Source organism: Streptomyces odontotermitis, assembly GCF_050510915.1.
Classification (GTDB): Bacteria; Actinomycetota; Actinomycetes; order Streptomycetales; family Streptomycetaceae; genus Streptomyces.
Genome location: NZ_JBNJLS010000006.1, coordinates 174,574 through 200,372 on the forward strand (window position 1 = coordinate 174,574; position 25,799 = coordinate 200,372).

27 protein-coding genes and 2 pseudogenes are annotated in these 25,799 nt (G+C 71.2%); 15 read left to right on the forward strand and 14 right to left on the reverse strand.

What is annotated here, in order from left to right; genetic code table 11:
• Nucleotides 1–23 precede the first annotated feature (23 nt).
• Nucleotides 24–554, reverse strand: a complete 531-nt coding sequence (locus tag ACQB60_RS19405) for an STAS domain-containing protein (RefSeq protein ID WP_496927265.1) — start codon at nucleotides 552–554, stop codon at nucleotides 24–26.
• Nucleotides 555–736: 182 nt separating this feature from the next.
• Between ACQB60_RS19405 and ACQB60_RS19410 the strand changes: the two genes are divergently transcribed.
• From ACQB60_RS19410 to ACQB60_RS19420, 3 genes and pseudogenes are all read left to right on the forward strand, one after another.
• Nucleotides 737–1,129 carry a DUF3662 domain-containing protein gene (locus tag ACQB60_RS19410; RefSeq protein ID WP_496927266.1) on the forward strand — a complete coding sequence of 131 codons (393 nt, stop codon included), beginning with the start codon at nucleotides 737–739 and terminating at the stop codon, nucleotides 1,127–1,129.
• A 220-nt stretch (nucleotides 1,130–1,349) separates the two neighbouring features.
• Nucleotides 1,350–2,075, forward strand: a pseudogene (locus ACQB60_RS19415) (GNAT family N-acetyltransferase); the annotation flags it as partial.
• Nucleotides 2,076–2,478: 403 nt separating this feature from the next.
• Nucleotides 2,479–2,628 (forward strand): hypothetical protein, encoded by a 150-nt coding sequence (locus tag ACQB60_RS19420; protein ID WP_496927267.1) that lies wholly within the window; start codon nucleotides 2,479–2,481, stop codon nucleotides 2,626–2,628.
• A 33-nt stretch (nucleotides 2,629–2,661) separates the two neighbouring features.
• Here ACQB60_RS19420 and ACQB60_RS19425 read toward each other — a convergent pair.
• The 5 genes and pseudogenes from ACQB60_RS19425 to ACQB60_RS19445 all read right to left on the reverse strand — a co-directional run.
• A pseudogene (locus tag ACQB60_RS19425) lies at nucleotides 2,662–3,513 on the reverse strand (glycoside hydrolase family 16 protein); the annotation flags it as partial.
• A gap of 226 nt (nucleotides 3,514–3,739) precedes the next feature.
• Complete coding sequence (locus ACQB60_RS19430; protein WP_496927268.1) at nucleotides 3,740–5,332, reverse strand: beta-N-acetylhexosaminidase; 1,593 nt, start codon at nucleotides 5,330–5,332, stop codon at nucleotides 3,740–3,742.
• 82 nt (nucleotides 5,333–5,414) lie between these two features.
• Complete coding sequence (locus ACQB60_RS19435; protein ID WP_496927269.1) at nucleotides 5,415–6,242, reverse strand: carbohydrate ABC transporter permease; 828 nt, start codon at nucleotides 6,240–6,242, stop codon at nucleotides 5,415–5,417.
• A gap of 65 nt (nucleotides 6,243–6,307) precedes the next feature.
• Nucleotides 6,308–7,306, reverse strand: a complete 999-nt coding sequence (locus tag ACQB60_RS19440) for a carbohydrate ABC transporter permease (protein ID WP_496927545.1) — start codon at nucleotides 7,304–7,306, stop codon at nucleotides 6,308–6,310.
• 72 nt (nucleotides 7,307–7,378) lie between these two features.
• Entirely contained in the window at nucleotides 7,379–8,656 is a 1,278-nt protein-coding gene (locus ACQB60_RS19445) for an extracellular solute-binding protein (protein WP_496927270.1), read from the reverse strand.
• Nucleotides 8,657–8,953: 297 nt separating this feature from the next.
• Between ACQB60_RS19445 and ACQB60_RS19450 the strand changes: the two genes are divergently transcribed.
• Together ACQB60_RS19450 and ACQB60_RS19455 are read left to right on the forward strand one after the other, a co-directional pair.
• Nucleotides 8,954–9,805 carry a GntR family transcriptional regulator gene (locus ACQB60_RS19450; protein WP_496927271.1) on the forward strand — a complete coding sequence of 284 codons (852 nt, stop codon included), beginning with the start codon at nucleotides 8,954–8,956 and terminating at the stop codon, nucleotides 9,803–9,805.
• Nucleotides 9,806–10,006: 201 nt separating this feature from the next.
• Nucleotides 10,007–10,744, forward strand: a complete 738-nt coding sequence (locus ACQB60_RS19455; protein ID WP_496927272.1) for an ANTAR domain-containing protein — start codon at nucleotides 10,007–10,009, stop codon at nucleotides 10,742–10,744.
• A 230-nt stretch (nucleotides 10,745–10,974) separates the two neighbouring features.
• Here ACQB60_RS19455 and ACQB60_RS19460 read toward each other — a convergent pair whose 3' ends face one another.
• Nucleotides 10,975–11,232, reverse strand: coding sequence for a hypothetical protein (locus ACQB60_RS19460; protein WP_496927273.1), 258 nt, complete (start codon nucleotides 11,230–11,232; stop codon nucleotides 10,975–10,977).
• A 552-nt stretch (nucleotides 11,233–11,784) separates the two neighbouring features.
• On the opposite strand from ACQB60_RS19460, the gene ACQB60_RS19465 reads away from it, so the two are divergent.
• Both ACQB60_RS19465 and ACQB60_RS19470 read left to right on the forward strand, forming a co-directional pair.
• Nucleotides 11,785–12,405, forward strand: coding sequence for a DJ-1/PfpI family protein (locus ACQB60_RS19465; protein WP_496927274.1), 621 nt, complete (start codon nucleotides 11,785–11,787; stop codon nucleotides 12,403–12,405).
• Nucleotides 12,406–13,412: 1,007 nt separating this feature from the next.
• Nucleotides 13,413–13,748, forward strand: coding sequence for an STAS domain-containing protein (locus ACQB60_RS19470; protein ID WP_496927275.1), 336 nt, complete (start codon nucleotides 13,413–13,415; stop codon nucleotides 13,746–13,748).
• Between the two features lie 94 nt (nucleotides 13,749–13,842).
• Here the strand turns inward: ACQB60_RS19470 and ACQB60_RS19475 are convergent, their stop codons facing one another.
• Nucleotides 13,843–14,715: a MurR/RpiR family transcriptional regulator gene (locus ACQB60_RS19475; protein ID WP_496927276.1), complete on the reverse strand. Its 873-nt coding sequence runs from the start codon at nucleotides 14,713–14,715 to the stop codon at nucleotides 13,843–13,845.
• Nucleotides 14,716–14,870: 155 nt separating this feature from the next.
• On the opposite strand from ACQB60_RS19475, the gene ACQB60_RS19480 reads away from it, so the two are divergent.
• The 3 genes from ACQB60_RS19480 to ACQB60_RS19490 all read left to right on the forward strand — a co-directional run bounded on the left by ACQB60_RS19480 (nucleotide 14,871) and on the right by ACQB60_RS19490 (nucleotide 17,650).
• On the forward strand, nucleotides 14,871–15,941 hold the full coding sequence (locus tag ACQB60_RS19480; protein ID WP_496927277.1) for an N-acetylglucosamine kinase: 1,071 nt from the start codon (nucleotides 14,871–14,873) through the stop codon (nucleotides 15,939–15,941).
• 94 nt (nucleotides 15,942–16,035) lie between these two features.
• Entirely contained in the window at nucleotides 16,036–16,818 is a 783-nt protein-coding gene (locus ACQB60_RS19485; RefSeq protein ID WP_496927278.1) for a sugar isomerase domain-containing protein, read from the forward strand.
• Nucleotides 16,819–16,984: 166 nt separating this feature from the next.
• On the forward strand, nucleotides 16,985–17,650 hold the full coding sequence (locus ACQB60_RS19490) for a GntR family transcriptional regulator (protein WP_496927279.1): 666 nt from the start codon (nucleotides 16,985–16,987) through the stop codon (nucleotides 17,648–17,650).
• A gap of 42 nt (nucleotides 17,651–17,692) precedes the next feature.
• On the opposite strand, the gene ACQB60_RS19495 is transcribed toward ACQB60_RS19490, so the two are convergent.
• A complete protein-coding gene (locus ACQB60_RS19495; RefSeq protein WP_496927280.1) occupies nucleotides 17,693–18,454 on the reverse strand; it encodes a bestrophin-like domain in 762 nt (253 codons plus the stop codon).
• 444 nt (nucleotides 18,455–18,898) lie between these two features.
• Here ACQB60_RS19495 and ACQB60_RS19500 point away from each other — a divergent pair, with 444 nt between their 5' ends.
• Nucleotides 18,899–19,240, forward strand: coding sequence for an InlB B-repeat-containing protein (locus ACQB60_RS19500; protein ID WP_496927546.1), 342 nt, complete (start codon nucleotides 18,899–18,901; stop codon nucleotides 19,238–19,240).
• A gap of 102 nt (nucleotides 19,241–19,342) precedes the next feature.
• Here the strand turns inward: ACQB60_RS19500 and ACQB60_RS19505 are convergent, their stop codons facing one another.
• Nucleotides 19,343–20,566: an amidohydrolase gene (locus tag ACQB60_RS19505; protein WP_496927281.1), complete on the reverse strand. Its 1,224-nt coding sequence runs from the start codon at nucleotides 20,564–20,566 to the stop codon at nucleotides 19,343–19,345.
• Between the two features lie 131 nt (nucleotides 20,567–20,697).
• The gene (gene cynR, locus ACQB60_RS19510; protein ID WP_496927547.1) at nucleotides 20,698–21,633 is read right to left on the reverse strand and encodes a transcriptional regulator CynR; all 936 of its coding nucleotides are present in this window, start codon (nucleotides 21,631–21,633) and stop codon (nucleotides 20,698–20,700) included.
• A 168-nt stretch (nucleotides 21,634–21,801) separates the two neighbouring features.
• Between cynR and ACQB60_RS19515 the strand changes: the two genes are divergently transcribed.
• The 3 genes from ACQB60_RS19515 to ACQB60_RS19525 all read left to right on the forward strand — a co-directional run bounded on the left by ACQB60_RS19515 (nucleotide 21,802) and on the right by ACQB60_RS19525 (nucleotide 23,483).
• Nucleotides 21,802–22,395: a carbonic anhydrase gene (locus ACQB60_RS19515; RefSeq protein WP_496927282.1), complete on the forward strand. Its 594-nt coding sequence runs from the start codon at nucleotides 21,802–21,804 to the stop codon at nucleotides 22,393–22,395.
• 78 nt (nucleotides 22,396–22,473) lie between these two features.
• The gene (gene cynS, locus ACQB60_RS19520) at nucleotides 22,474–22,944 is read left to right on the forward strand and encodes a cyanase (protein WP_496927283.1); all 471 of its coding nucleotides are present in this window, start codon (nucleotides 22,474–22,476) and stop codon (nucleotides 22,942–22,944) included.
• Nucleotides 22,945–22,982: 38 nt separating this feature from the next.
• Nucleotides 22,983–23,483: a nucleoside deaminase gene (locus tag ACQB60_RS19525; protein ID WP_496927284.1), complete on the forward strand. Its 501-nt coding sequence runs from the start codon at nucleotides 22,983–22,985 to the stop codon at nucleotides 23,481–23,483.
• A gap of 91 nt (nucleotides 23,484–23,574) precedes the next feature.
• On the opposite strand, the gene ACQB60_RS19530 is transcribed toward ACQB60_RS19525, so the two are convergent.
• The 3 genes from ACQB60_RS19530 to ACQB60_RS19540 all read right to left on the reverse strand — a co-directional run bounded on the left by ACQB60_RS19530 (nucleotide 23,575) and on the right by ACQB60_RS19540 (nucleotide 25,008).
• Entirely contained in the window at nucleotides 23,575–24,012 is a 438-nt protein-coding gene (locus ACQB60_RS19530) for a DUF2267 domain-containing protein (RefSeq protein WP_496927285.1), read from the reverse strand.
• Nucleotides 24,013–24,077: 65 nt separating this feature from the next.
• On the reverse strand, nucleotides 24,078–24,473 hold the full coding sequence (locus ACQB60_RS19535; protein ID WP_496927548.1) for a DUF2267 domain-containing protein: 396 nt from the start codon (nucleotides 24,471–24,473) through the stop codon (nucleotides 24,078–24,080).
• An 82-nt stretch (nucleotides 24,474–24,555) separates the two neighbouring features.
• Complete coding sequence (locus ACQB60_RS19540; protein WP_496927286.1) at nucleotides 24,556–25,008, reverse strand: Hsp20/alpha crystallin family protein; 453 nt, start codon at nucleotides 25,006–25,008, stop codon at nucleotides 24,556–24,558.
• Nucleotides 25,009–25,134: 126 nt separating this feature from the next.
• Here ACQB60_RS19540 and ACQB60_RS19545 point away from each other — a divergent pair, with 126 nt between their 5' ends.
• The gene (locus tag ACQB60_RS19545; protein ID WP_496927287.1) at nucleotides 25,135–25,767 is read left to right on the forward strand and encodes a type III effector protein; all 633 of its coding nucleotides are present in this window, start codon (nucleotides 25,135–25,137) and stop codon (nucleotides 25,765–25,767) included.
• Nucleotides 25,768–25,799 lie beyond the last annotated feature (32 nt).

Below are 25,799 nucleotides of genomic sequence, written 5' to 3' on the forward strand. Positions count from 1 at the left end.
GGGAGCGTCCCTCCAGAGCGCCCTTACGATTCCTCGCGCTGAGCACCCTCGTACGCCTGTCCCTTCGCCTGTCCCTTCGCTTGTCCCTCCGCCTGTTCCTCCGCCTGTTCCTCCTGCGGCGGGGATGCCTGGCGGGGTACGCGAAGGGGGGCGTGGTCGGCGGGCTGGGCCGGGGGCCAGGTGGGGCGGCTCGCTTCGGGCAGTTGTGCCAGTGCCTGGGACACGCTGAGGTAGGCGGGCAGCAAGCGGACGCTGCCGGTCTGGGCCAGCAGGTCGACGAGGCGGCGCCCCGCACCGGCCAGCAGCAGGTCCCCGCCGCGGCGCGCAAGCAACCACCGTATGGCGAGCAGGCAGTTCAGCCCGCGCGAGTCACAGAACGTGAGGGCGGTGACGTCGAGGACCAGATACTGGTGGCCGGTGTCGATGCTGGACCCACAGGTGGTCAGGAAGTAGCTCTCGCCGCTTTGGTCGAGCTCTCCTCGCGCGCGCAACACCGAGGTGTCGGCGCTGCTGGCGCTCGTGCTGATGGTCAGCCGTTGGGTCTGTGTGGACATCGCACCTCCGTACGGCCATCACAGGAACTCTCGAACTGCGCGCACGGTGGGCCGGTCCGGGCAGCCGACGAGTGGCGGTGGCCTGCCGCTCCTGCCGCGGCGAACCCTCCGTGGCGCACCCGGCGCACAGTGACGCCCTTATGGGTGAGCCTGCCCAGGATATGCGCGGGCAGCGGATCAAGATGAGATTCCTCATCGGGTTCGAACGATCCGTGGAGCGGTGGAGCAATGTTCTGTGGGAGACGCTGATCCCGCCGTCACGCAAACAGGCGGAGGTGGTGGCGAAGCTGCGCACCGAGTGCGACGACCGGGCGCTGATCCTCGACCGGCAGCGCACCCTGGTGCCCAACGCCTTCGTGGTTCAGCTGCCACCCGATGCGCATCAGCAACTCATCTCCTGCAGCGGCCAGTTGGGCAGGCACTTGGCCACCCAGGTCCGCAAGCACGCGGCGGAGCGGGGGTACACCTTCGCCGGTCCGGTGGTCGTCCACCTCACCGGGGCGCCCGGCGCGCACGTGGGCCGATTCCGCATCCACAGCCGGATCGCCCCCTTGCAGCGGCGCACCAGAGCCTGAGGGCGCACGACCCGCCTTGCTTCCGGCCCTCCTGGAGGCCGGGCGGGAGGCCGCTGTGCAGAAGCGCCGGGAGGCTGCGCATGTCGTGCGGCGCATCGGGCTTGATCGCGCGACCTGTGCGGCAAGGGGCGAAAGGCCCTTCCCGGCCACTCCCATGGTCAGGGGCTGCCGCTTCCGACGCCGTACCGTGGCGAGCGACGCCGATCGTTTTGGAGAACTGGTGACACCTCGCCTCAATGCCTACGACCAGCCCGTCGGAGAGCCCCTGCCGGGGTGGACGCCCCGCTCGGCCCCCGGCAGGGTCGACCTGGAGGGGACGTACTGCCGCCTCGAACCGCTCGACGCCGACCGCCACGCGGACGACCTCTACGCGGCGTACGCGACCGAGACCGACGGCCGGAACTGGACCTACCTGCCCGTCGGGCCCTTCGAGAGCGCCGATGAGTACCGCCGCTGGGCCGAGGACGCGGCCCGCAGCGCCGATCCGCTGCACTACGCGGTCATCGACCGGGGGACGGGCCGGGCCGTGGGCACGATGTCGCTGATGCGGCACAACCCGGCCGACGGGGTCGTCGAGGTCGGCTACGTCGTGTTCTCGCCGCTGCTGCAGCGCACCCCCATCTCGACGGAGGCGCAGTACCTGTTGATGGCCTACGCCTTCGACAAGCTGGGCTACCGGCGCTACGAGTGGAAGTGCGACGCCCTCAACGCGCCGTCGCGCAAGGCGGCCGAGCGCCTCGGCTTCACCTTCGAGGGCGTCTTCCGCCAGGCGCTGGTCTACAAGGGGCGTAACCGCGACACCGCCTGGTACTCGATCGTCGACGGCGAATGGCCCCCGCTCCGGGAGACCTTCTGCCGCTGGCTGGCTCCGGAGAACTTCCACGAGGACGGGCGGCAGAAGCACTCGCTGACCGAGCTGCGCGATCCCCAGGGGGACGCCCACGAGCCAGTCACCGAAACCGCATAAACAGTAAGTCGCGCAGCAAGTCGCGCAGTAAGGGCAGAGCTCATGAGGGACGGGTCGCAGTCGGCCACTGCCCCGCAGCCGATGGCCGACGCGGCTTCCCCCATCGCGGACGGCGGCGGTGGTTCCGGTCCCGCCGCCTTCAGGGACCACCCCCGTGGCCTGGCCACTCTCCGCCACCGCGGCCTCTCCCACACCACCGCGGCCTCTCCCGCACCACCCAGGAGGGAGCCGAGCGGGCACTGGCCGAGATCGCCCGCATCACCATGCTCCTGGAGGCCCACCTCCCCGCGCCCGGCAGCACACCCGTAACCGCCGCGTCCCCATCTGGACCCCCGTCCGCGACGCCCTCACCACCTGGCACCCCGACGGCCCCACGGACCAGATGGTGCACCGCACCGGGGCGCTCCTGCTCACCGCCCTGGACGACCTCTCCGCGGCCCTGGAGCGCGCCGAACCACCGGTGCCGACACGGAGCGGGGCCGTCGGCGGCTCACGTCCGCGTGGGGAGGGGCACCGGCAGCGGGGCCGGTGAGCGCGAGCCCCGCTGCCGTACGCCTTCGGTCGATCAGCGGCCGCCGGACGCCGTGTCACCCGCCTTCGCCGCCACAGCGCCTGCGCCCGGGACGCCGTCCTCGAACGCGGTGCCCGCCGCGCGGTACCCGTCGACCTTCGACTTCACCTCCGCCGGGCTCAGCACCTGGTCCTTGACGTGCAGCACGTAGTCGACCTGCTCGTCATAGGCGCGGGGCTCGGTGGAGCTCTGGCCGCCGAAGTCGATCAGCCACTGGTTGAAGTAGAGGCCCATGGGGCGCTCGGGCAGGTACTTGGCGTCGTGGGTGCCGAACAGTTGGCCGTCGACGTAGTACTTGATGCTGCTGTCGTCGATGGTGAACTGCACGTCGTGCCAGCCCGCGAAGCTCGTACGGGATTCGGTGTGCTGGTTGACGGCCTCCCAGGGGTCGGGGCGGAAGGTCTCCCAGGACGTGGTGTAGAGGATGTTGGAGGACTCGCCCCAGCCGCCGTTCGGCAGATACTCGAAGTCGTACTCGGAGTAGTCGTCCGCCATCGGCGCGGTCAGGTCGTTGAGCGCGAAGAAGGTCTGCACGACGTGGTCACCGTCCGGGCCCGACTTCGGGGTGTCGGAGAACTTGACCCGGGCCGCGTACGTGCCGTTCTTGAACTTCATTGACTTGGTGAGCAGTTCGGTCTGCTTCGTCGACTCGCCGGTGCCCGCCGTGGACGTCTCCAGGTTCATCACCGAGTTCTCGCCGTCCTTGGCGAAGGTGATGTTCTCGGGTGCCCAGGTCGCGCCCGGGACTCCGGGGCCGCCGGAGTTGGAGCGCACGGTCCAGCCGTGGGCGGAGATCGCCGGGTCGGTGTGGCTGGTGTAGTTGAAGTCGTCGAAGAGGGCTTCGCCCGCTGCTGCGGCCCTGTTGGTGCTTGTGCTTGTGCTTGTTCCTGTGCCGCTGGCCGTGCTGGACGTGCTGGCGTTCGCGTTCACGGCCAGGCCCGTTGCCGCCAGCGCTGTGGCGGTCGCCAGGGCGATACGGACGCGGCGGCGGGTGCTGCTGCGGTGCAGGTGCTTTGCGGACACGATGTCTTCTCCTTCGTGGGGGGGGAGGGCTGTGCTGGGTGGTGCCGTGTTACGTGCGGGGTCGTGCCGTCTTCGCTGCCACGGCCAGGGAGGGCCGTGGAGACAGGGGGCGGTAGTGCACGCCGAGGGCGTCGAGCCGGGCCGTGTGGTCGTGCAGTCGCGGCAGGAACGAGCCGGTGAAGGAGCTCTCGCCGCTCCACACGCGGTCGGCGATCGCGCACAGCCGGGGAAAGGCGAGGTACTCGACGTGTTCGGCGGTGGCCGCGAACTCCGTCCACAACTGGGCCTGTGCACCGAGGACTTGCGCCGTCACTGAGGGCTGCCACTCCTGCGGCGCCGCGTCGTGTCCGTGGACCGCGCGCAGGTCGACCACCGCGCCGGGCTGGGCGGGCGGCTCGTCCGGGTCGGCGGACTGGGCGTAGTCGAGGTAGGTGGAGAGGTAGTGGGCCGTCACCACCTGGTGGCCCAGGCTCGCGGCCGTGCGGGCGTGTGCGAGGTCGCGCCACGTCATCACGGTGAAGCCGGGCGGCAGGCTCGTCCCCGTCTCGGCCCAGCCCACCGGCGTACGGCCGTGTGCGAGCAGGTGCGCGCCGACGCGGGACATGAACCAGCCGTGCAACTCATCGGGCCCGGCCAGCCCTTCGGCCGCTACCCGGTCGCGTGCCGCCGGGCTCGTCGCCCACTCCGAGGTGGGGCACTCGTCGCCGCCGATGTGGAGGTACGGGGACGGGAAGACGTCCATGACCTCGTCGAGGACGTCGCGGCAGAAGGTGAGGGCCTGGTCGTGGACGCCGAGGACGGTGTCGCACACGCCCCACTCGGTCCACACGTCGAGGCGCCGGTCGGGGTGGTTGCCGAGTTCCGGGTAGGCGGCGAGGGCGGCGCGGGTGTGGCCCGGCATCTCTGTCTCGGGGACGACGGTGACGCCCCGCTCGGCCGCGTACGCGACGAGGCCGGTCAGTTCTGTACGTGTGTAGTGGCCGCCGTGCGGGATCCCGTCGTACGTGGTGCTGCCCGCCGGGCCGACCATCGACCGGCTGCGCCGGCCGCCGACGTCGGTGAGGCGCGGGTAGGCCGCGACGGGCATCCGCCAGCCCTGGTCGTCGGTGAGGTGGAGGTGGAAGACGTTGAGCTTGTGGAGGGCGAGCAGGTCGACGTAGCGGTGGAGGAAGTCGACCGGCTGGAAGTGGCGGGCCACGTCGAGCATGGCCCCGCGCCAGGGGTGGCGCGGTAGGTCGGTGATCTCGACGCAGGGCAGTGGCCAGTCGTGGCGTGGTTGCGGGGACGCCAACAGGGCGGTGGGAGGCAGGAGTTGGCGGAGGGTCTGGATGCCGCGCAGGAGCCCGGTCGGGTGGGCGGCGCGCAGGAGGAGGGACTCGGGGGTGATGGTGAGGCCGTAGCCCTCCGTGCCGAGTTCGCTCATCCCCTCGTCATCCAGGGTCAGGGTGAACTCCCCGTCCGGGGAGGGGCGGAGAGGCAGGGCGGTGGCCGGGGCCAGGTAGGTGCGGAGCAGGTCGGCGGCGTCCTCCGTGCCGGGGGTGGCGCGGACCGTCGTACGGGAGTCGAGGACGAAGTGGCCCGGGCGTCGCACGCAGTGGGTGGGCCGGGGGACGAGGGAGGGCTCGGAGCGCGGAGTGGGCACGGTGGGGGGCCTCCGTGGTGGGGTCGCGCGGGACGGGACGAGCGGGACGAGGGGACGAGGGGGCGAGCAGGATGCGTGCGGCTCAGCCCTTCACGGCGCCCGCCGCCAGCCCCGACGTCACATGGCGCTGCAGCAGCAGAAAGATGGCGAGGGCGGGGAGCGCGAAGAGCGTGGAGGCGGCCATGGTGGCGCCCCAGTCCGTGCCGAAGGTGTTCTGGAAGGAGGAGAGCCAGACCGGGAGCGTGCGGCTGTCCTGCTGCTTGATGATCAGGAAGTTGGCGTAGGCGAACTCGTTCCAGGCCGTGATGTAGCCGAACAGGGACGTGGCCATCAGCCCTGGCGCGAGCAGCGGGAAGGCGATCCGGCGGAAGGCGCCGGTCCGGGTGCAGCCGTCGACCTGTGCGGACTCCTCCAGCTCGGGCGGGATGGTGGCGATGAAGCCGCGCAGGACCACGATGGTGAACGGCAGCGTGATCATGAAGTACACGAGGGTGAGGGTGGGCAGCCGGTCCAGCATGTCGGTGTCGCGGGAGATGATGTAGATCGGGATGATCAACGACTCCCAGGGCGCCATCTGCGCGATGAAGACCATCAGCATGAACTGCCGCCGTCCGCGCCACCGCATCCGGGCCACGGCGAACGCGGCCCCGAGCGCGACGATCAGGGCGAGCAGCACCGCGCTCGCGGTCACCAGGATGCTGTTGCGCCAGAAGAGCGCGAATCCATCGGCGTCGACGGCCGTGCGGAAGTGGGCCAACGTCCAGGTGTATGGGATGAGTTGAGGGTGGGCCGACTGGATGTCCTTGGTCGGCTTGAAGGCCGTGGCGATCATCCAGTACACGGGGAAGAGGCAGATCAGGACGGTGAGTGTGGCGGCTGTGTGGAGCGGCAACCGGCGTAGGCGATGCATGCGGCGCGTGCGGCGTGTGCGGCGCGTGTGGGAGCGGGCCGCCGCACGGTCCCCTGACAGAACAGTCACTGCTCGGCCTCCTGGCGCAGCATCTGACGGAAGTACGCGATGAGGACCCCGGACATCAGCACCACGGTCACCATCGACGCGGCCGCCCCGAGGTCGTAGTGCTGGGCGGAGAGCGCGGACTGCACGGCGTACACCGGCAGGATCGTGGTGGCGTCGCCGGGGCCGCCGCGGGTCAGCACCCAGATCTGCACGAACGCCTTGAAGGTCCAGATCACTTCGAGCGAGACGACCAGCATGAAGATCGGCCGGATCATCGGGAAGGTGACGGAGCGGAAGATCCGGCGCGCCCCCGCGCCGTCGAGCCGCGCCGACTCGTACAGCTCGGCCGGGACGGTGCTGAGCGCGGAGTAGAGGGTGATCGCGGCGAACGGCACGGACTGCCACACGATGAGCAGCACGAGGATGACGAACGACGCCGTTCCGTGGGCGAACCAGGGGTAGCGGTCGAAGGAGGAGAAGCCGAAACCCTTCAACGCCCAGTTGACGACGCCGAATTCGGAGTGGAACAGCCACTGGAAGACGGTCGTGGCCGCGACCACCGGCATCGCCCAGGCGAGGACCAGCGCGCTGAGCACGACGGTCCGCCCGAACCGGCCGAGCCGCTCGGTCATCAGCGCCACGAGCGTCGAGATCACCATGATCAGAACGACGTTGGCGCCCATGAAGAGGAAGGTGCGCCGCACCGTCTCCCAGAAGCGGGGGTCGCCGAGCAGGGTCCGGTAGTTGTCGAGCCCGACGAACTCGGCGTCGCCCAGGATGAGCTGGCGCAGTCCGAAGTCCTGGAGGGAGATGACCACGGCGCGGATCAGCGGATAGAGGAGCAGATACAGGGTGCCGAGGACCGCGGGGGCGATCAGGGCGTACGGCCAGAGACTGTCGCGCCGTCGGCGGGGCGGGCGCGGCGGACGGTGCCGGCGGCGGCTCTTGGCGAGAGGCCGGACCCCCGGCGGGACGGGGATCTTGTCGGGTGCGGTCCGTCCCCGGGCGACCGGCACGGTGGTTCTCCGCTCCAGGGGTTCCCGGGCGACCGGCATGATGGTCCTCCTCTCCACGGGGGTGACGGTGACTCAGGAACCGCTCTTCATGGCCCGGGTGACGGCCGCGGACGCCTTGGCCGCCGCACTCCTCGCATCGCCGCCCGTGATGACCGCCGTCATGTAGTCCTTGATCGGGTTCTCCGCCTCGACGGCGGCCCAGCCCGGCGTGTTCGGCGTGGCGTGGCTGTTCTTGGCGGCGCCCACCGCCATCGCCGAGGCGCCCGGGTCGCCGGAGACGGCGCCGGCCAGGGTCGTCCGGTTGGGCACGTAGCTCATCGCGACCGCCAGCTTCTTCTGCCAGGTGTCGCCGGTGAGTTCCTTGATGAAGGTGAGCGCGGCGTCCTGCTTGCCGGATGCCGCGGGGATGATCAGGTCGGAGCCGCCGGTGAAGACCGCGCCGGGCTGCGCCTCGGTCTTGCCGGGGATCGGGAAGAAGGCGAGCTTTCGCTTGAGGTCCGGGTTGGCCTCGGCGATCACGTTGGCGCCGCCGGGCGTGGAGATGACCTGCGCGACGTTGCCCTTGGCCATGACGTCGGCCTGTGGTGGGTCGTCCTCGTCGGAGTCCTTGGGGCCCTTGCCCAGCGCCTGCAGCTCCTTGTAGAACTCCATGCCGCGCAGCGCCTCGGGGGTGTCCAGGGCGCCCTTCCACCGGCCGCCCGACTCGGTGGCGAGGTCGCCGCCCTCGTCCCAGATGAACCCGGCCAGGGCATACCACATCTGTCCGGGCAGATAGATGCCCTGGACCCCGTTGCCGCCGCCCTTGTTGAGCTTCTCGGTGGCGGCGATCCACTGCTTGCGGGTCTTGATGGCTTTCGCATCGACCCCGGCCTTCTTGAAGAGATCAGTGCGGTAGATGACCACGCGGTTCGCCGCGTAGTACGGGATCCCGTACTGCTTGCCCTCGTAGGCCCCCGGCTCGGCCAGCCCCTTGAGCCAGTCCTTGCCGTCGAGCTCGTCCACCTTGTCGCTGAGGTCGGTGACGCCGCCGCTCTGGGCGAACTGGGCGACCTGGGTGTTGCCGACCTCGATGACGTCCGGCGCGTCATTGCTGGCGAGGGCGGCCGTGACCTTCTGGCCGATGCCGTCCCACTCCTGGATCTGGACCTTCGCCCTGATCTCCGGGTGGGCCTTCTCGAAGCCCTTCACGAACTCCTTCTGGAACGCCGCCGACACGCTGTCGCGCATCAGCCACACATCGATGGTGGTACGGCCGTCCTTCGATCCCCCGGAGTCGTCCGAGGAGCCACAGGCGCTGAGTCCGGCTGTCAGCGCGAGCGCGGAAACACCAGCGAGCAAGCGGAACTTCACAGTTCACCTCTGTGAGAAGAGATCCGACTGAGACCCACACACCTGACCAGTTAGGGCCAACTGGTCACCTAATCTGTTGGTGGTGGAAGAAAGTGGCATAGACCAGTAGGGTCGTCAAGTCCCCCTGCGGCAGCGGGATTTACGCGGCTCCGGCGCTCAGATGCGGCTGACCAGTGGCACAACTGGACTTGACCAGCGGCCTCTTGGCGCCGCCTCATGGCAGACTGGTCAGGCAGTGATGCGGGAATCGGGGAACAGGGACCGGGGATTCGGGGTTCGGGGAAGGAAGGCCAGCACATGGACACTCAAGCGCCCGGGGCGGTCCTGAAGCGGGAGCGGGTCCGCGACGTCATCCTGGAGCTCGTCGAGTCACGCAGCCCCGGTGACCCGATCCCCTCCGAGCGCACCCTCTGCGCCGAACTGGGCGTCTCCCGGCCGACGTTGCGCGCCGCGGTCGACGAACTGGTCGCGTCGGGGGTGCTGATCCGCGAACACGGCCGGGGCATGTTCGTCGCCCCGGCGAAGATCACCCAGGAGCTGGTCTCCGGCCGGGAGACGCTCACCGCGCCGCCGGCGGGCGGCACCTGGTCGAGCCGTCTCCTGGAGTTCACCACCATCCCGGCCGGGGCCCGCGTCGGCCGCAAGCTGCGCGTCTCGCCCGCCGCGGAGATCGTGTACATCGCGCGGCTGCGGCTCGTCGACGGGGCGCCCATGGCCATCGAGCACCTGCACATCCCGGCGGCGCTGGTGCCCGACCTGTCCGCGGAGGAGCTGGAGAGCGGCGATCTGTACGAGCACCTGCGCGCACACCACGGCATACGGGTCCACGAGGCGGTCCAGGCCATCGAGCCGACCGTCGTCACCCGCGCCGAGGCCGAACCGCTCGACGTGCCCGAACTGTCCCCCGCCCTCCTCTTCGAGCGCCTCACCACGGACACCGAGGGCCGCCCGGTGGAGTACTGCCACTCGATCTACCGCGGCGACCGCTACCGCATCGTCTCCCGCCTGACCCTGGGCGCCACCCCGGACGGTGCCGCGGTCCCGCACCCCAGGGACGGCCACCACCCGGGCATCCCGCCGGGCGACTTCGCACATCGGGATCCCATCACGTCGTCGTCCACGATCGGTGATGTGCAGGGGGATCGCTGAGGAGGCGGGGTGCCGCTGGACCCATCGCTTGCGTGAGCGTGGTGAACCGCATGCGCGAGTGGTGAGCCCCCAGCGGAGCTGCCTGTGCCGTCTTTCGGTCACGTCGAGTGAACCCAGGCATGGATCCGGTGACGCGGGTACACGCTCGTACTCTTCGGAATTCTTAGCCGCCGCACCCATGCCGACGACAGGGACAAAGCCGTGACCGTCGTAGCTCCTCCGCTCGCTCTGACCGAAGCGGCCGTCCTCTTGATGGACCAGCTGCTCGACGAGGCCGTGGCGGAAGAAGACGTCCTGCAAGGGTGGGCCGAGTGGTGCACCGGCCAGTTCGCCGTACGGGAAGCCGGCGTGCTGCTGGCCGATGGGGAAGGCCGCTTGCACGTGGCGGCCGCGACCGCCTCCGATGTCCATGCCCTCCAGTCGCTGGCGGCGACCAGTGGCGAGGGCCCGGGACCGGGGTGCTTCGTCAGCGGCTCGCCGGTACTGCTGCGCGACCTGCGCTCGGCGGCGGACCGGTGGCCGCACTACGTCCGGCGGGCCGACGCGATGGGGATCGCGGCGGTGGGATCCGTCCCGCTGCGGCGGCGCGCTTTCGGGCCGGTGCTGGGGGCGCTGAACCTCTTCGCGTCCGAGGTGAACAAGCCGTCCGAGGACGGGGTGGGAGCGGCGCAGACCCTGGCGGAGGCCGTGGCCGTGGCGCTCACGAAACGGCGCGCTCTGGAGGACTCCCGCCGCACCATCGGTCAGCTCGAACACGCGCTGACCAGCAGAATCCGCATCGAGCAGGCCAAAGGCATGCTGGCCGAGCGCTGGCGGACCGATGCCGACGCCGCCTTCGACCGGCTGCGCAGGTATGCGCGCGGCCAACGCGTGTGCCTCGACGAGGTGTGCCAGGCAGTGACCTCCCGCGACCCGGACAAGGACCCGTTCGCCTTCTGAGCTTCGCCTTCTGAGCTTCGCGTTCTGAGCGCCCGTCAGGCACCGGCTGTCCGGCGCGCTCGCCTCGGACCAGTAGGCGACCAAGGTGTCAGCCCCGGGAGAAGTCGGCTGCGCGCACCCCCTCGGCGATACGGCTCGACGGCACGGCTCGACGGCACGGCTCGTATGAGGCGGCTCGTATGGGGCGGGGAGGAAGTCGCGCCCGTTGTCCTGTCCTCGCCGCGTACGGCTCAGCCGGTCGACTCGTCGGGATCGGGATGTTCGGGGTGCACGGTGTCCGACCGGTGCTCACCCCGCCGCCGTGCCCCGGCCTCATCCGGGCTGGGCGCGTCGGCCCCATCCGGGCCGGCCGCGTCGTCGTCCGTGTTCCCCGCCTCGGCGGGCGGATCCTCCCGCTCGTCGTCCTCCGGCTCGCTCTGCTGGTCGGGGAGGTCCCTGGGAACGGGGTCTTCGCTCTCGTCGGGTCCTTCGTAGCGTCGATCCGCCATGGTGTGCTCCCTTCGCCGGGCCTGCCTGTCGGTGATGTCCGCGCCCGGCGGGTGGGTACCGCGGGAGGGCCGGGAGAAACCGGCCGGTGCGGCGCGTGTCCTTGATCGTTCGGGCTCTGCCCTCGGCTGCCCTGAGCCACCTCTGGTGCGTGCGGTCATGCCCGCGCGCGCCCCGGCGTGCGGGCGGAGGCCCGGTCCTCGGATCGCGGCCCCGCCACCCTGCAGGGTCAGCAGGGTGGGGGCGCTCGCAGCGCGGAGGGTGACGGCTGCGGACACAGTGGGAGGGGAGGACGGAGCGAAGGAGACCGCTGCGGCTCGGCCGGAGCGGGTACGGCGGTGAGGAGAGCGGACGGTGCGGGTCCCGGGGAGGGCAAGACGTGCTACCTGACGATCACCCTCGCCAACGGCCAGCGATGCCGCTTCGTATCGGGCGGCACCTTCACCGATTCCGCCGGGCGCATGAACTACAGCTGCCCCGAAGGAAAGCTCTTCGGGAACCCGCACACCGAATCGCCTGAGCGTGCCCCAGTGGTCGTGGCTATCCTGCGGCACATGGACATAGTGATCCCGCTCTTCGACCGCTTCGAGCCGCTCGACGCGATCGGTCCCTACGAGATCCTCGCGTACGTGCCCGGGGCCACCGTGCGGTTCGTCACGGCCGAACCGGGCCTGGTTCAGGACGTGTTGGGGTCTCTGCCGGTACACGTCCCGACGGCCTACGCCGACGTGGAGCGGTGCGACGTCCTGCTGATCCCGGGCGGGGGCAGCTTCCTGACCATGGTGGACGACCCCGACTTCCTGGAATGGGTGCGCCGGATCCATGCCGGCACCCGCTTCACCACCTCGGTCTGCACCGGCTCCCTGGTGCTCGGCGCGGCCGGCCTGCTGAAGGGGCTGACCGCCACCACGCACTGGGACGCGGCCGCCCAACTGGAGTCGTACGGTGCCGTCTACACCCCCGAGCGGGTCGTCCGGCAGGGCCGGGTGATCACCTCGGCCGGGGTCTCGTCCGGCATCGACATGGCCGTAGGGCTGTCCGCCCTGCTCACCGACGAGGTGACCGCCCAGGCGATCCAGCTCTACACCGAGTACGACCCGCAACCTCCCTTCGACACCGGCTCGGTGGCCAAGGCCCCGGCCGAGGTCCTTGAGCGGGCTCGCGGGCTGGGCTAGAGCGGGTCAGGAGGGCACGGACATGAGAGCGGCGGTCTGCCGCCGTGAAAGTCTTCGGTGGCAGACCGCCGGGGCGCGAGAACCTCGTGGTGTTCCCCACCTCTAGGGACGTCCTCGCGTAGGGCCCTCTTCGCTCCGGGAGCACAGTGTGGGAGGACTCCGGGGGCGGCTGGGGACAGGACCCGTCGGGCGAGCGCAGCTGAACGTGCTTGGCTCTCGCCTGTCTCGCAGTGGTCTGTTGTCTCGCAGTGGTTCGTGCGGCAACGAGTGCCCGGATGCTGCGCTGTAGAACATGCGAAATGAGCCATGCTCAGGCCGCATTCGAGCCGAGAGCAGTGCCGGGGCACGTCGAACAGACAGAGCGCCGGGGCCCGGGGTGTGCACAGCGGGGGTGTGCACAGTGGGGGTGCGACTTCCGGTGGGGGGCTGGGTAGTGGGGGTCTGCCGCCGCAGCCCCCGGCGGCAGACCGCCACCCACGAGAACCCCCGCGGCCTGCCCCATCGCTTCCCGAGGCCACGGGCGTTCACGCGCTGGGGCCCATCGCCCCGGAGCTGGGCGGGAAGGCGCTCCGGGGCGCAGGGTTGGGCCCCTCGGGCGAGAGCGGCACTGGAGGTACCTGGGCTCTCGTCCGTCTCACAGTGGTCTGTGCGGCTGCGGCTGCGGGTGCCCGAGCCCGGCAGCGCCAAACCGACCTTCGGGTGCCCCGTCGGCAGTGACGGTTGAGGCGCTGCGGTCACTTCGTGCCGGAGCACCCGGCGTTGCCGGGCTGTGACGGACTATCCGAGGGGAAAATGCGGGAGTAATCTGCGTAGTAGTCCGTGGGACGTGTACCGCCGTCAGCGCGACGGTGCGGTTCCGGCGATCATTCGGGCTCAAGGAGGCCCTCCACGCCAGCGGCAACCTTTGCGGGACTCGGTACCCGCTTCATCGGCACCGCTGTGATTCTGCGTGGATGGACCCCCTGCCATCGGTACTTCGCAGTGGTGCGCTGCCTTCAGGACCCCCGATGCATGACGTCTTCGTGGACGAGCTCCTCTTGATCACACCCCTTCGTGACACCGTCGGTGTGCGTTTGTACGGCGAGGCCATCGGCGTGCACAGGGCGCCGTTGGCCGTTGCCGTGACCGAACACAGCCGCAGCGCGGAAGAGATCACCATTGACCTCACCCGGGTCGAGTACGTCTCCAACGCCATCCTGGAGACTCTCGTCGTCCTCGCGAAACGCCTGGGCCCCGCCCAGCGCCTCTGCGTGCGCACCAGCCCCGAACTCGGCCTGGAGGACCGGCTCGCCGCTCAGGGATGGGACAAGATCGAGTCCCTGCGGGTGAGTTCTGCCGCCTGACGGTGGGCGTCCTGTCGTCGCGGGAGGCGGCAGCAACGCACTCCTCAGCAGCAGTCACACACGCACTCTTCAGCGGCAGGAACCCACGCGCTGTTCAACTGCGCGTGCGCACCGCATGATCCGGGGTGATGTGCGACGTCAGCGCGATGGACGCCGTCGCGCGTTCGTACGTGAGCTGGGCGACGCGCGCGTACAGGCAGTCCAGGATCAGCAGGGCCGAGTGGCGGGTGCCGAAGCTGCCGCGGCGGAAGCTGATCTCCGCCGTCGTGGAGGCGAGGTGGAACGCAGCGGCCCGCGCGACGGGTGAACGGGCGTCCCCGGTCAGCGAGATCGTGGTGGCGCCCCGGGCGGCGGCCTGCCGCAGCGGGCCGAGGACCTCGCGGGTGCTGCCCGAGTGGGAGACGGCCAGGACGGCGTCGGCGGGCGTGAGCAGCGCCGCGGACGTCTCGGCCGCGTGCACCTCGGTCCAGCCGCGGGCCGCGCAGCCGATGCCGAAGAGGTGGGCCTCCGCCTCGCGGGCGAGGATGCCGGAGCCGCCCACGCCGTAGATGTCGATGCGGCGAGCCTTGGCGAGGGCCTGCGCGGCGCCCTCGAGCGCCGTGCGGTCCAGGCTGTCGGCGGTGCGGCGCAGCGCTTGGAGGTCGGCGCCCGCGACCACGGCGATGACGTGCTCCAGGTCGTCGTCGGGCCCGATGTCCGGGCCCAGCGGCCGGCTGTCCGCGCGGTCGCTGCGGCCCTGCTCCTTGGCGAGTTCGAGGAGCAGCTGCTGGTAGGAGTCGAGGCCGAGCAGGCGGCAGAAGCGGGTGACCGCGGCCTGGGAGGTGCCCGCCCGGCGTCCCAGGTCGGCGGCCGAGGCACGGCACACGGCGTCGGGGTCCGCGAGGACCGCCTCGCCGACCTTCCGCAACGAACCGGTCATGCGCGGGAGTTCGGCGCGGATGTGGGCGGTGATGAGGGCGGGGACCATGGGGGCTCGTCTCAGGATGCGGGCTGGTGCGAGTGTGTCGGGGGCGGGTGGCGAGGGGGCGTGCGGGGTCGTGCGGGCATGAGGAGGTCGTACGGGCATGAGCAGTGCGTCCGGGTCTTGTCCGGGAGTGAATCTATCAATCACCATGCGACCTCATGGATGAATCCCCCCAACCCCCCTTCGTCGTCGGCCTCGACGCCGGTGGCACCCGCATCCGCGCCTACCTCGGCGACGCGAGCGGCCGCGAGCTCGGCTGCGGCCACGGCGGACCCGGCAACGCCCTGAGTGTGCCGCGCCCCGAGCTCGTACGGAATGTGGCCGCGGCGCTGGATGCCGCCGTGCCGCGCGCACTTCGGGGTCAAGTGGCCGCCGTCGCAGGCGGGTTCGCGGGTAGTGGCGATGAGGCGGATCAGGCGGATCAGGTAGATCGGGTAGATCAGGTAGATCAGGTAGATGGGGCGGATGGAGTAGGCGGGAGGAGCGAAGAGGAGACGAGCGGCGGTGGGCACGGGGCGGTCGCCGCCGCCGTGGCCGAGGCGCTCGCCGCCACCGGCATCGGCGGCGCCCGCGTCGCGGTGTACGGCGACGCCGACATCGTGCTGGCCTCGGCGCCCGGCGCCCCCGCCGACGGACTCATCCTCATCGCGGGCACCGGAGCGATCGCCGCCCGGGTGGCGGGGCGACGGCGCGTGCGGTGCGTCGACGGCGACGGCTGGCTGCTCGGGGACGCGGGCAGCGCCTTCTGGCTGGGGCGCGAGGCGTTGCGGACCACGTTGCGCGCGGTGGACGGGCGCGGACCGTGGACTGCCCTGACCCGCCGGATACTTGAGGCGGTGGCGCCGGGAACCCCCGCTGCCGCACCTCCCGGCTCCTGGGCGGAGCGCGGCCGGATACGCAACCGGATCGCCACCTGGGCCTACTCCCGTCCTCCGGTCACCCTCGCCACGCTGAGCCCGATCGTGGCCGCGGCGGCCGACGAGGGCGACGCGTCGGCGCACGCCCTGCTGGACGCGGCAGCCGACGAACTGGCCGCCAGCGTCGTCGCGTTGGAGCCGAGCCCCGGCGAACTGCTCGCCATGACCGGCGGCCTCGCCGGGCCGGACGGCCCGCTCCGGACCCGGGTGACCGCACGCGCGGAGGCGATGGGGCTGCGCGTCGCCGCGGTCCGGGACGGCGGGGCAGGTGCCCTGGCCCTCGCCCGCCTCTTGACGCATCCTCGCCACTGATTCATCGTTTCAGACTGCACACGGATAGTTGAATCAGTGAGTCAGCGCCCCGGAGCGCGTCAGCGAATCATCCACCTGAGAGAGGTCGGTCCTCGTGACGGAATCACGGAACCCCGGGCAACACCAGCTGAGCGCCGCCGAGTTGGCCGACCAGGTACGCACGACGATCGACCGCGCCGTGGAGACCAACAAGGACGCGGTGGCCGCCACCGCCCGCCTGTTCGCCGACTGCGTCGCCGCCGACGGCGTCATCCACGCCTTCGGCACCGGCCACTCCCAGGCGACGGCACTGGAGATCTCCGGGCGGGCCGGCGGTCTGATCCCGACGACCCGCGTCGGCCTCGCCGACCTCGTGCTGCGCGGCGGCGAGGACCGCTCGGTGCTCGCCGACCCGCTCCTGGAGCGCCGCCCCGGACTCGCCCAGCGGCTCTACGAGTTGAGCACGCCGCGCCCGCAGGACCTGTTCGTCGTGATCTCGAACTCCGGCGTCAACAACTCCATCGTCGACATGGCACTCCTGGTGAAGGAGAAGGGGCACCCCCTCATCGCGCTCACCTCGAGGGAACACACCCGCTCCGTCCCCGCCCTGCACCCCAGCGGGCACCGCCTCGCCGACCTCGCCGACGCCGTGCTCGACAACTGCGCCCCGCCCGGCGACGCGATCCTGCCCGTGCCGGGCGGCGCGGCCGCCTGCGGCGTCTCCACCATCACGTCGACCCTGCTGGTGCAGATGGTGGTCGCCGAGGCCGTCGCACTGCTGTCCGCCGAGGGCCACGAGCCGCCCGTGTACGTCTCCGCCAACCTCCCCGGCGGCTTCGAGCGCAACGCCGCCCTCGAGGCCCACTACGGCGAGCGGCTGCACCGCGGGGGCCACTGAACAGCGCCCTCACACCACCCTTGCGACCGGCACCGACAGGACCTGAGGCATCCCTGCACCCACCGCAGCGCACCGCAGCTCACCGGCCCGCGACGCGCCGCACCCCGTCCTCCGGCCACGTATCGTGACGGGGCACCCGTAGGACCCGGTCGGAGAGGCGACACACGTGACGGACACCCCCGGCCGGACGCCGCTGAGCGAGCAGGCGCGCGACGCCGTCCGCGAGCGCATCGTCACCGGCCGCTACCCGCAGGGCTCCCGCATCGTCGAACGCGAGGTCGCCGAGGAGCTCGCCATGTCCCGCGTCCCCGTGCGCGAGGCCCTGCGCGCCCTGGCCGCCGAGGGCCTCCTCGAGCTCCTGCCGCACAGCGGCATGCGGGTGCGCCGCCTGGAGCGCGCCGACGTGGAGCACCTGTACGAGGTGTGGGAACCCCTCGCCGTCCAGGCGTCACGGCTCGCGGCCCGCCGCGTCGCGGCGTGCGCGCCGGAGGAACCGGCGGAGATGGCACTGCTGCGGGATGCCCTGGACCAGGCGGACCGGGCCGCGGAGCGCGGCGAGCCGACGGCGGAGGCGGGCGTGAACGCCGACTTCCACGCCACGGTCGTCACCCTCGCGGGCAACCCGCTGCTCACCCGGACCATGGACCAACTCGCCTGGCAGCTGCGCCTGTTGTTCGGCCTGAACGACGAGCCCGACACGATGCGCGCCCAGCACCACCGCATGTACGCCGACATCGCCTCCGGCGATCCCGACACCGCCGGGGCGATGACCCTGATCCACGTACGGGACAGCAGGCTCGGGGCCCTGCGGTCACTCGTCGAGGAACAGTGAGCGGCACCGCCGACCCCGGCGACGGGGGTGGCGCGGCCGCTCTCACACGAGCGGCCGTATCCGTTCCAGGGCCAGCTCGAACGCGGTGGGGGAGACCTTCAAGGGCCCGCTGAACGGATAGTTGAACTCATAGACGATCAGCAGCATCACACCCACCGTCACCGCCAGCGAGAACACCACCCCGGCGTGCACCCGCGTGCTCTCCATACCGAAGAGCAGCGCGAAGCCGACGGTGGCAAGGGCACCGACGAGCAGTGCCGCCCACAGCAGCCCGGGCACCCCGGCCGTCGCCGCCTCGTTCACCCGCTCCCGGCGTGCGTCTCCGAGCTGCGCGACGGCTTCGAGAGCACCCTGGAAGCGGGCCGCGTCCCCGTCGCCGTGGGGCGCACGCGTGTTGACGAGCTCCCGGATTCCGGTGAACTCGCGCCAGGCGGCGGGAGCGTCCCGCTGCTCACCGAGGAGCGGCCACTCGTCGTCGATGACGGTCGTCGTGTACTGCTCGACGAGGCCGCCGAGCCGGTCCCGCTCGGGTTGCGGCAGCGTGCGGCTGTACCAGGTGAGCTGAAGCAGGGCGTTGGTCTCCGTGTACGTGTTGGCGTGCGCCTGGGCGCGGGTGTCCCAGACGCCGACGACGACCAGGGCGAGCACCACGGCGTAGATCACGCCGATCTCGGCATAGATGAAGCCGAGCACGTCATTGTGGGCCTTGCGCCGGTCTGCCGGAACCAGACGCATGACGGCGGGGAGCAGTGCGGTGAGAGCGGCGGCCGCGACGATGACCAGCAGAATCCCGAACACCGGCATAGACGCGTCCCCCGTATCCCCGTATCCCGTATCCCGTATCCCCGTGCGGCGTGTGCGGACTTCATGGTGCGCGGACGCCCTCCGCATGATCCATTCCCCGGTGGAGTGACTCGGCGCCAGCGTGTGCGGGCGAGGCCGCCGAACGCGCAGGGACGGGGCCCCGAGGCCGACCGCGACGGCGGGTGTCGGGCCGACGCGAGCAGGTACTCCGTCGGAGGGGAGCGGTCCCCGCGCGCGGGCCAGATCCCCGGGCCGGGGCGCCGTGGCCGCCGAGGAGTTGACCGGCTACCGCGGCTACAAGCCCTTCAAGGACCGCCGGAGGACATCCTCGGCCCGGACTACAGCCCGAACGCCTACGCCGCCTCCCAGTACGGCGGCATCGTCGACCACACCGTCAGCCACGAGCTGGGCCACCTCTTCGGCCTGCAGCAAGGCCGCAGGACGATGAAGGCGCAGTGGGAAAGCCCCAGTCGGACGTACCCGTTCAACACCGGGTTCATCACTCAGGACCAGCGGTGGCACGACATCAGGACCAGCGGTGGCACGACATCATGGGCTACGACTCCGCCTGCGCGCGGTGGTGCGCGACGATGCCGCGCTTCTCCTGGTCCGGCTCTCGGAGTGGCGCCCGGCGACGGCAGCACCCTGGCCCCCAGCCTGTGGGGACCGTACCGGCCGGGCACGGAGGTCACCGTGACCGCCTGGCCCAAGCCCGGCTACGCCTTCGAGACCTGGGTCGTGGACGGCAAGGAGCCTCCTGGCCGCACGCGCCGGAGCGGACCGTGACCCTGGACAAGGCCCGCACGCTGACGGCCAAGTTCATCAGAGCCGACTGCCGGACGACACCGAAGGGCTCACTGGGCGACTCGTGGGTGCGACACCCGCAGGTCACGCACCCACGAGGCGCCCATCCCGCGCCACGACCCGCCCGCCCCGCACCACGACGTCGCGCCGCGGCATGTCGACCACCACCTGCGCCAGGCACTCGCCGTCCACCAGCAGGAAGTCCGCGGGGGAGCCCGGCTTGAGGTCGGCGGGCGGGAGGCCGAGCAGGGCCGCGCCGTCGTGGGCGGCCGTCAGGTAGCAGTCCTCCAGCTCCTCGTCGAGGCGGGCGTCGACCAAGTAGCCCAGGAGATGGGCGCGGTAGAGCATGTCGGCGTTCCCGTACGGGCTCCACGCGTCGCGCACCCCGTCCGAGCCGATGCCGACCCGCACCCCGTGTCCGCGCAGCCGCGCGAACGGCAGGACGCGCGCGCTGTCCGGCGCCACCGTCGTGAGCGAGACACCCGCCTCGCCCAACTCCTCCGCCAGCCGGTCGAATTCGGCGCCCTGCACCCCCGGCACACAGAACGCGTGGCTGACCGTGACCTTGCCGCCCAGCCCCGACGCACGGGTGCGCGCGGCGATTTCCTTGAGCGGTACGAGGCCCGCCTCGCCCTGGTCGTGCAGATGGACGTCCACGCCGACGCCGTGCCGTTCGGCGATCCCGAAGACCGTGTCGAGCTGGGCCGTCGGGTGGTCCGGGTCGGCGTCGAAGCCCATCGGGTCGATGCCGCCGACGAAGTCGATCAGGCCGGTGCGTGCCGCCTCCTCCAGGAGCTCGGCCGTGCCCGGCGCCCGACGCACCCCGTGCTGCGGGAACGCGACGATCTGCACGTCGGCCACCCCGCGCAGGGCGTAGCGCGCGGCGTTCACGCCTTCGAGCCCCTCAAGGCCGTACGCCGGGGCCACGTCCACCTGGGCGCGCATGCCGCGGGTGCCCTGCGCGGCGGCGTGGGTGAGCAGCCGGTGTGCGCGCTCGGCGACCGGCGTCGCGAGGCTCCGGCTCAACTCCACGTCCTGCGCTGCGTAGTCGGCGATGCCGCCGGGCGCGGGCCGCCGCGAGACCCACTTCTCGCCCCAACTGGTCTTGTCCGGGTGGATGTGCGCGTCCACGAGCGTGGGCAGCGCCAGCTTCCCGCCGCAGTCGACGGTCTCCACCGTCGCGCTCTGGTCGGCCGTGTCGGAGATCAGCCCGTCGACCACGTACAGGTCGGTGGGCTCGCCTCCCAGGGGACGGACGTCGCGGAAGACGACGGAGGTGGAGGTGGAGGTGGCGGTGGAGTCGGGCACGGGGGCCTCCTGTGGGGCGGCGGGCGGGCGAAGCGGCAGCCCAGGTTGTATACCAAACTGGGGCCGCTTCTCCAGCCGGGTGCGTGATTTCCCACTTCGGTCCCGTGATCTTCGGTCTTTGTATACGGAGATCAGTCGCGGTCTGGGCTCGACACCAGCTCGTACCCCCGCTCCCCGACCAGCTCCCGCAGCAGCCGGACGAAGGCGCGGGCGGCGGCGCTGCGGTACGCGTCGGCGCGTGTGAGGAGCGTGGCCGTGCGGGTGGGCAGGGCCGGGTCCAGCTGGACGGGGGAGAGGTGGGGGTGGTCGTGCGTGATGGCGTCGGGCAGGACCGTGGCGAGCGGGGTGCGCTGCACGATGTCGATGAGGGCGTGGACCGAGTTGGCCTCGACGGTGATGCGCGGGCCGACGCGGTGTCGGGTGAAGTAGGCGTCGATGTGCTGGCGGGTGGCGAAGTCGCCGCTGAGCAGGGCGAGTCGGTGCTGTCCCACGTCGTGGACGGAGAGTGGGCCGGTGCGGTGTGCGGCGTGGTCCGCTGCGGTGCCGGGGGAGCCGACGACGAGGCTGAGCGCCTCCGTGAACAGGGGCGCCGCCTCGATCGTCGGCGGATGCGGTCCCGCGAAGCCGATCCCCAGGTCGAGCTCGTCGGCGAGCAGTCCGGACTCGATGCGGTCCTGCGGCATCTCGCGGACGGTCAGGGCGATGCCGGGGTGCCGGGTGTGGAACGCGGCAGTGAGCGGGCCGATCAGGTACGCCGTGAACGTGGGCGTGGCCGCGAGCCGCAACTGTCCGTACGAGAGGTCCCGCACGTCGTGGAGCGACCGCTCGGCGGCCGCCAGATCCCGCAGTGCGCGCCGGGCGTGCTCGACGTAGGCGGCCCCGGCATCGGTGAGCCGCACGGTGCGCCCGGTGCGGTCGAGGAGTTGGGTGTGCAGGGTCCGCTCCAGTTGCTTGACCTGGTGCGACAGCGTGGGCTGCGAGACGTGCAGCTCCTCGGCGGCGCGGGTGAAGGTGCCGTGGTCGGCCACGGCGAGGAGGTAGCGCAGGTGACGTAGTTCCAGGGCCATGCCCTCGACTATAGATCTCCTATAGATGGCATCGATAGGAGGCATGCCTGGTGCGTATTGGACGCTATAGCGCCAGGTCATTCATGGTGGAGAAGTCGCCGGGACAGCACCGGCGACATCCGGTAAGCACTGGCGACACGTCGCCACAGCAAGCGAGAGGAAGGCCCCATGCGAGACCTCCGCCAGGGCGTCACACGGTTCCAGCGCGACGTCTTCCCGGCCAAGGCGGGACTGTTCGCCACGCTGGCCTCGCAGCACACGCCGCACACGCTGTTCATCGGGTGCAGCGACGCCCGGGTCGTCCCGGAGCTGATCACCGGCAGCGAGCCGGGCGAGCTGTTCGTCGTCCGCACCACCGGCAACCTCGTGCCCGCCTACACGCCCGGGAGCGAGGGGGTGGCGGCGGGCATCGAGTACGCCGTCGCCGTGCTCGGCGTCACCGACATCGTGGTGTGCGGACACTCCGCCTGCGGCGCGATGACGGCCCTGGCCGAGGGTCACGACCTGACCGCCGCCCCGGCGGTCGCCGACTGGCTGCGCCACGCCGACGCCTCCCGCGCCCGCACCGCAGCGGCCGGGGACGTGCTCGCCCTCGTACGGGAGAACGTCCGCGCACAACTGGCCAACCTGGCCACGCACCCGTCGGTCGCCCGCGCCCTGGCGCAGGAGCGCGTCACCCTGCGCGGCTGGGTCTTCGACATCGCCACCGGCGGCGTCGAGGTCCTGGACACGGCCGCGGAGGCCGCCTCCCCGGCGGCCTGACCACCGGGCCCCCGCCCACACCCCTGTCCCACACCCCTGTCCCACACCTCCATCTCATATCTCAGAGGAGAACTCCCCATGTCCCACGCCCAGTTCGACCCCACCGCCCGCCAGGACCTCGCCGTGCAGGCCGTGGCCGCCAAGACCCGCAAGGACCTCACCTGGCAGCAGATGGCCGACGCGGCCGGGCTCTCCCCGGCCTTCGTCACCGCCGCCGTCCTGGGCCAGCACGCGCTGCCCGAGGCGTCGGCCCGCGCGGTCGCGGAGCTCCTGGAGCTCGACGACGACGCGGTGGTCCTGCTGCAGACGATCCCGACCCGCGGCTCGATCCCCGGCGGCATCCCCACGGACCCGACGATCTACCGCTTCTACGAAATGCTCCAGGTCTACGGGACCACCCTCAAGGCCCTGGTCCACGAGCAGTTCGGCGACGGCATCATCAGCGCGATCAACTTCAAGCTGGACGTCAAGAAGGTCGCCGACCCCGAGGGCGGGGAGCGGGCCGTGATCACTCTGGACGGCAAGTACCTGCCCACCAAGCCCTTCTGACGTTCCATCAGGCAACGACACAGACTTCGGAGACCCTCATGGACTTCGCGCAGCACACCATCGACCTCGCCCGCCGCAACGTCCTCGACGGCGGACGACCCTTCGCCACCGTCATCGTCCAGGACGGCGAGATCCTGGCCGAGAGCCCCAATCAGGTCGCCCGGACCAACGACCCCACCGCGCACGCGGAGATCCTCGCCATCCGCGAGGCGTGCACCAAGCTCGGCACCGAGCACCTGACCGGCGCCACCATCTACATCCTCGCCCTGCCGTGCCCGATGTGCCTGGGCGCGCTGTACTACTGCTCACCGGCGGAGGTCGTCTTCCTGACCACCCGCGAGGCGTACGAGCCGCACTACGTCGACGACCGCGCGTACTTCGAACTGGACACGTTCTACGGCGAGTTCGCCAAGCCCTGGGACGAGCGCCGGCTGCCGATGCGGCACGCGCCCCAGGACTCCGCGGTCGAGGTCTACCGGCTGTGGCAGGAGCGCAACGGCGGCGAACGCCGCGTGGCGGGCGCCCCCATCGCGAGCTGACAGAGACAGAGGAAGGCGCAGAGAGACACAGCCCCCACCGGCCGCCGCCGGTGGGGGCTGCTCGCGCCGTGCCGTGTCGGGCCCCTGACCTCTAGGCGGCCGGGGTGAGTTCGGGGCGGCCGAACAGCAGTGGGTAGCCGGAAGGGAGCTGGTGCAGAATGCGGGTGGTCAGGTCGGGACCGGCATAGGCGGTGACGGCGGAGAAGACGGATCCGGTGTCCCAGCGGGTGGTGGCCAGGGAGGCACCGGAGCGGGCGGCGAGGTCTTTGACGAAGGCCCAACCGGTCAGCGGCTGGACGTCGGGGATCTGGACGGTGAGCACGCGTGCGGCTTCGAGGGGCAGACGGGCGGCCAGGTCGACGCGTTCGTCGCCGGTCAGCTGGCGTCCCAGTCCCGCGAGGACGAGGCGGACGGCTTCCTCGGCCTTCTCGCGCGTGGGGTAGGCGCCTTCGTAGCGGACCTTGTCCAGCATCTGCTCGTACGCCCTGCCGTGGGAGTGCTGGAGCGGTGCGTGCCGGTCGGACGTCACGGTGGTGGTTGCCTTTCTGCTGCTGGGGTCGCGGTGGCCGGTGTGCGGTCACCGAGTACGGGTGGTCACGTGGGCTGGGGGCGCCCGAAGAGGAGGTCGTAGCCTGCGGGGAGCTGGAGCAGGATCTGTGTGAGGAGACTGTCGCCGGCGGCGTCGGCGACGGTGGAGAGTACGGCGCTGACGTCCCAGGCCGCGGTCTGTTCGCTGGCGCCCTCGATCCAGGCCGCGGTCGCCCGCACGAACCGCTCGGGGGACAGCGGCTCGGCGCTCTGCAGCGGGTTGAGCAGGATCAGGGCGAACTCGTCCGGCAGTCGCGTCGCCAGTTGAGCGCGCACCTCGCCGACCAGGTGTGCGCCCAGCAGGGCGAGGACCACGCGGGACGCGCGTTCGGCTTCCAGCAGGGTGTCGTACTCACCGCGTTCCTTCACGTGTCCGAGGAACGCTTCCCGTCGCACCGTCACTTCGGCCACCACCCCTTCCTCGGTCCGCGGTGCGCGGAGGACGGGCGAGGGGAGGGATCAGATGCCCGTCCTCCGGCGCTGTTCAGTCCTTGTCGGATCCGGTGTGACCGGGGATCTCCTTGTGGCTGGAACCGATGCCGATGGAGATCTTGCGGGGCTTGGCGCGCTCGGCGATCGGGATGCGCAGGGTGAGTACACCTGCGTCGTAGTCGGCCTCGATGCGCTCGGTGTCCAGGGAGTCGGCCAGCACGAGCTGGCGGGAGAAGACACCCAGCGGCCGCTCCGACAGTTCCATCTGCACGTTGTCGGCCTTCGTCACCGGCCGGCGCTCGGCCTTGACGGTCAGCATGTTCCGCTCGACGTCGATGTCGATCGCGTCCGCGCTGACGCCGGGGAGGTCGAAGGCCACGACGTACCGGTCGCCCTCGCGATAGGCGTCCATCGGCATCGCGGACGGCCGCGACCACGTGCCCGGGACCGTCAGCTGCTGTGCCAGCCGGTCGAGTTCACGGAAGGGGTCAGTGCGCATCAACATGGAAAACACCTCCAGAAGGTTCAGGCAGTTGCTGCCAATGCGCCTCACTGGCAGTGTTGTAACATGTCATCCATTGGATGACAAGCACGAGGTCATCCAATGGATGACGGAGCGAGGGAGGTGCCCATGACCCCGGCCCACCAGCCGACCCCAGCCGGCGCCGACGCGGTCGGCCCCGCATCGTTTCTCACCGCCGCGGCAGCCCTGCACGCCATAGACGAAGCCCTGCGGGCCGCCCGCGACGAGGCCCCCGAGACCCCCGAAGCCCATGAGGTCGGCACGGATCAGGCCCTGGCCTCCCTCCTGCTGCTGCGGCAGGTGCGCGAGCAACTCGCCGGATGGGAGACGGGCTTGATCGAAACGGCCCGCGATGCGGGAGCCAGCTGGGCCGACCTCGCCCACCCCCTCGGCGTCGCCAGCCGCCAGGCTGCCGAGCGGCGCTACCTGCGCAACCGGCCCGGCCCCGCTGGAACCACCGGCGAACAACGCGTCCAGGCCACCCGCGAACGCCGCGCTGCCGAGCGCACCACCGCCACCTGGGCCCGCCGCAACGCGGCCGACCTGCGCCGCATCGCCGGCCAGATCACCGCCCTCACCGACCTGCCGGACGCCGCCGGCCTCCCCGTCGGCCAACTCCACGAGGCCCTCGCTCACGACGATCCCGCCGACCTGATCCCCCCTCTCCATGCCACCCGCCCCCACCTGACCGCCACCCACCCCGACCTGGCCGCCCGACTCGACACCCTGACAACGCCCTGAACCGCCGCCTCGCCTGGGCTTCTTGCCCCCTG

What these genes read in the sequence shown, in the direction of transcription:
- ACQB60_RS19405 (WP_496927265.1), bottom strand. Translation starts at nt 554, where the DNA reads ATGTCCACACAGACCCAACGGCTGACCATCAGCACGAGCGCCAGCAGC.
- ACQB60_RS19410 (WP_496927266.1), top strand. Translation starts at nt 737, where the DNA reads ATGAGATTCCTCATCGGGTTCGAACGATCCGTGGAGCGGTGGAGCAAT.
- ACQB60_RS19420 (WP_496927267.1), top strand. Translation starts at nt 2,479, where the DNA reads ATGGTGCACCGCACCGGGGCGCTCCTGCTCACCGCCCTGGACGACCTC.
- ACQB60_RS19435 (WP_496927269.1), bottom strand. Translation starts at nt 6,242, where the DNA reads ATGCATCGCCTACGCCGGTTGCCGCTCCACACAGCCGCCACACTCACC.
- ACQB60_RS19450 (WP_496927271.1), top strand. Translation starts at nt 8,954, where the DNA reads ATGGACACTCAAGCGCCCGGGGCGGTCCTGAAGCGGGAGCGGGTCCGC.
- ACQB60_RS19460 (WP_496927273.1), bottom strand. Translation starts at nt 11,232, where the DNA reads ATGGCGGATCGACGCTACGAAGGACCCGACGAGAGCGAAGACCCCGTT.
- ACQB60_RS19465 (WP_496927274.1), top strand. Translation starts at nt 11,785, where the DNA reads ATGGACATAGTGATCCCGCTCTTCGACCGCTTCGAGCCGCTCGACGCG.
- ACQB60_RS19470 (WP_496927275.1), top strand. Translation starts at nt 13,413, where the DNA reads ATGCATGACGTCTTCGTGGACGAGCTCCTCTTGATCACACCCCTTCGT.
- ACQB60_RS19475 (WP_496927276.1), bottom strand. Translation starts at nt 14,715, where the DNA reads ATGGTCCCCGCCCTCATCACCGCCCACATCCGCGCCGAACTCCCGCGC.
- ACQB60_RS19480 (WP_496927277.1), top strand. Translation starts at nt 14,871, where the DNA reads ATGGATGAATCCCCCCAACCCCCCTTCGTCGTCGGCCTCGACGCCGGT.
- ACQB60_RS19495 (WP_496927280.1), bottom strand. Translation starts at nt 18,454, where the DNA reads ATGCCGGTGTTCGGGATTCTGCTGGTCATCGTCGCGGCCGCCGCTCTC.
- ACQB60_RS19500 (WP_496927546.1), top strand. Translation starts at nt 18,899, where the DNA reads ATGAAGGCGCAGTGGGAAAGCCCCAGTCGGACGTACCCGTTCAACACC.
- cynR (WP_496927547.1), bottom strand. Translation starts at nt 21,633, where the DNA reads ATGGCCCTGGAACTACGTCACCTGCGCTACCTCCTCGCCGTGGCCGAC.
- ACQB60_RS19515 (WP_496927282.1), top strand. Translation starts at nt 21,802, where the DNA reads ATGCGAGACCTCCGCCAGGGCGTCACACGGTTCCAGCGCGACGTCTTC.
- cynS (WP_496927283.1), top strand. Translation starts at nt 22,474, where the DNA reads ATGTCCCACGCCCAGTTCGACCCCACCGCCCGCCAGGACCTCGCCGTG.
- ACQB60_RS19525 (WP_496927284.1), top strand. Translation starts at nt 22,983, where the DNA reads ATGGACTTCGCGCAGCACACCATCGACCTCGCCCGCCGCAACGTCCTC.
- ACQB60_RS19540 (WP_496927286.1), bottom strand. Translation starts at nt 25,008, where the DNA reads ATGTTGATGCGCACTGACCCCTTCCGTGAACTCGACCGGCTGGCACAG.
- ACQB60_RS19545 (WP_496927287.1), top strand. Translation starts at nt 25,135, where the DNA reads ATGACCCCGGCCCACCAGCCGACCCCAGCCGGCGCCGACGCGGTCGGC.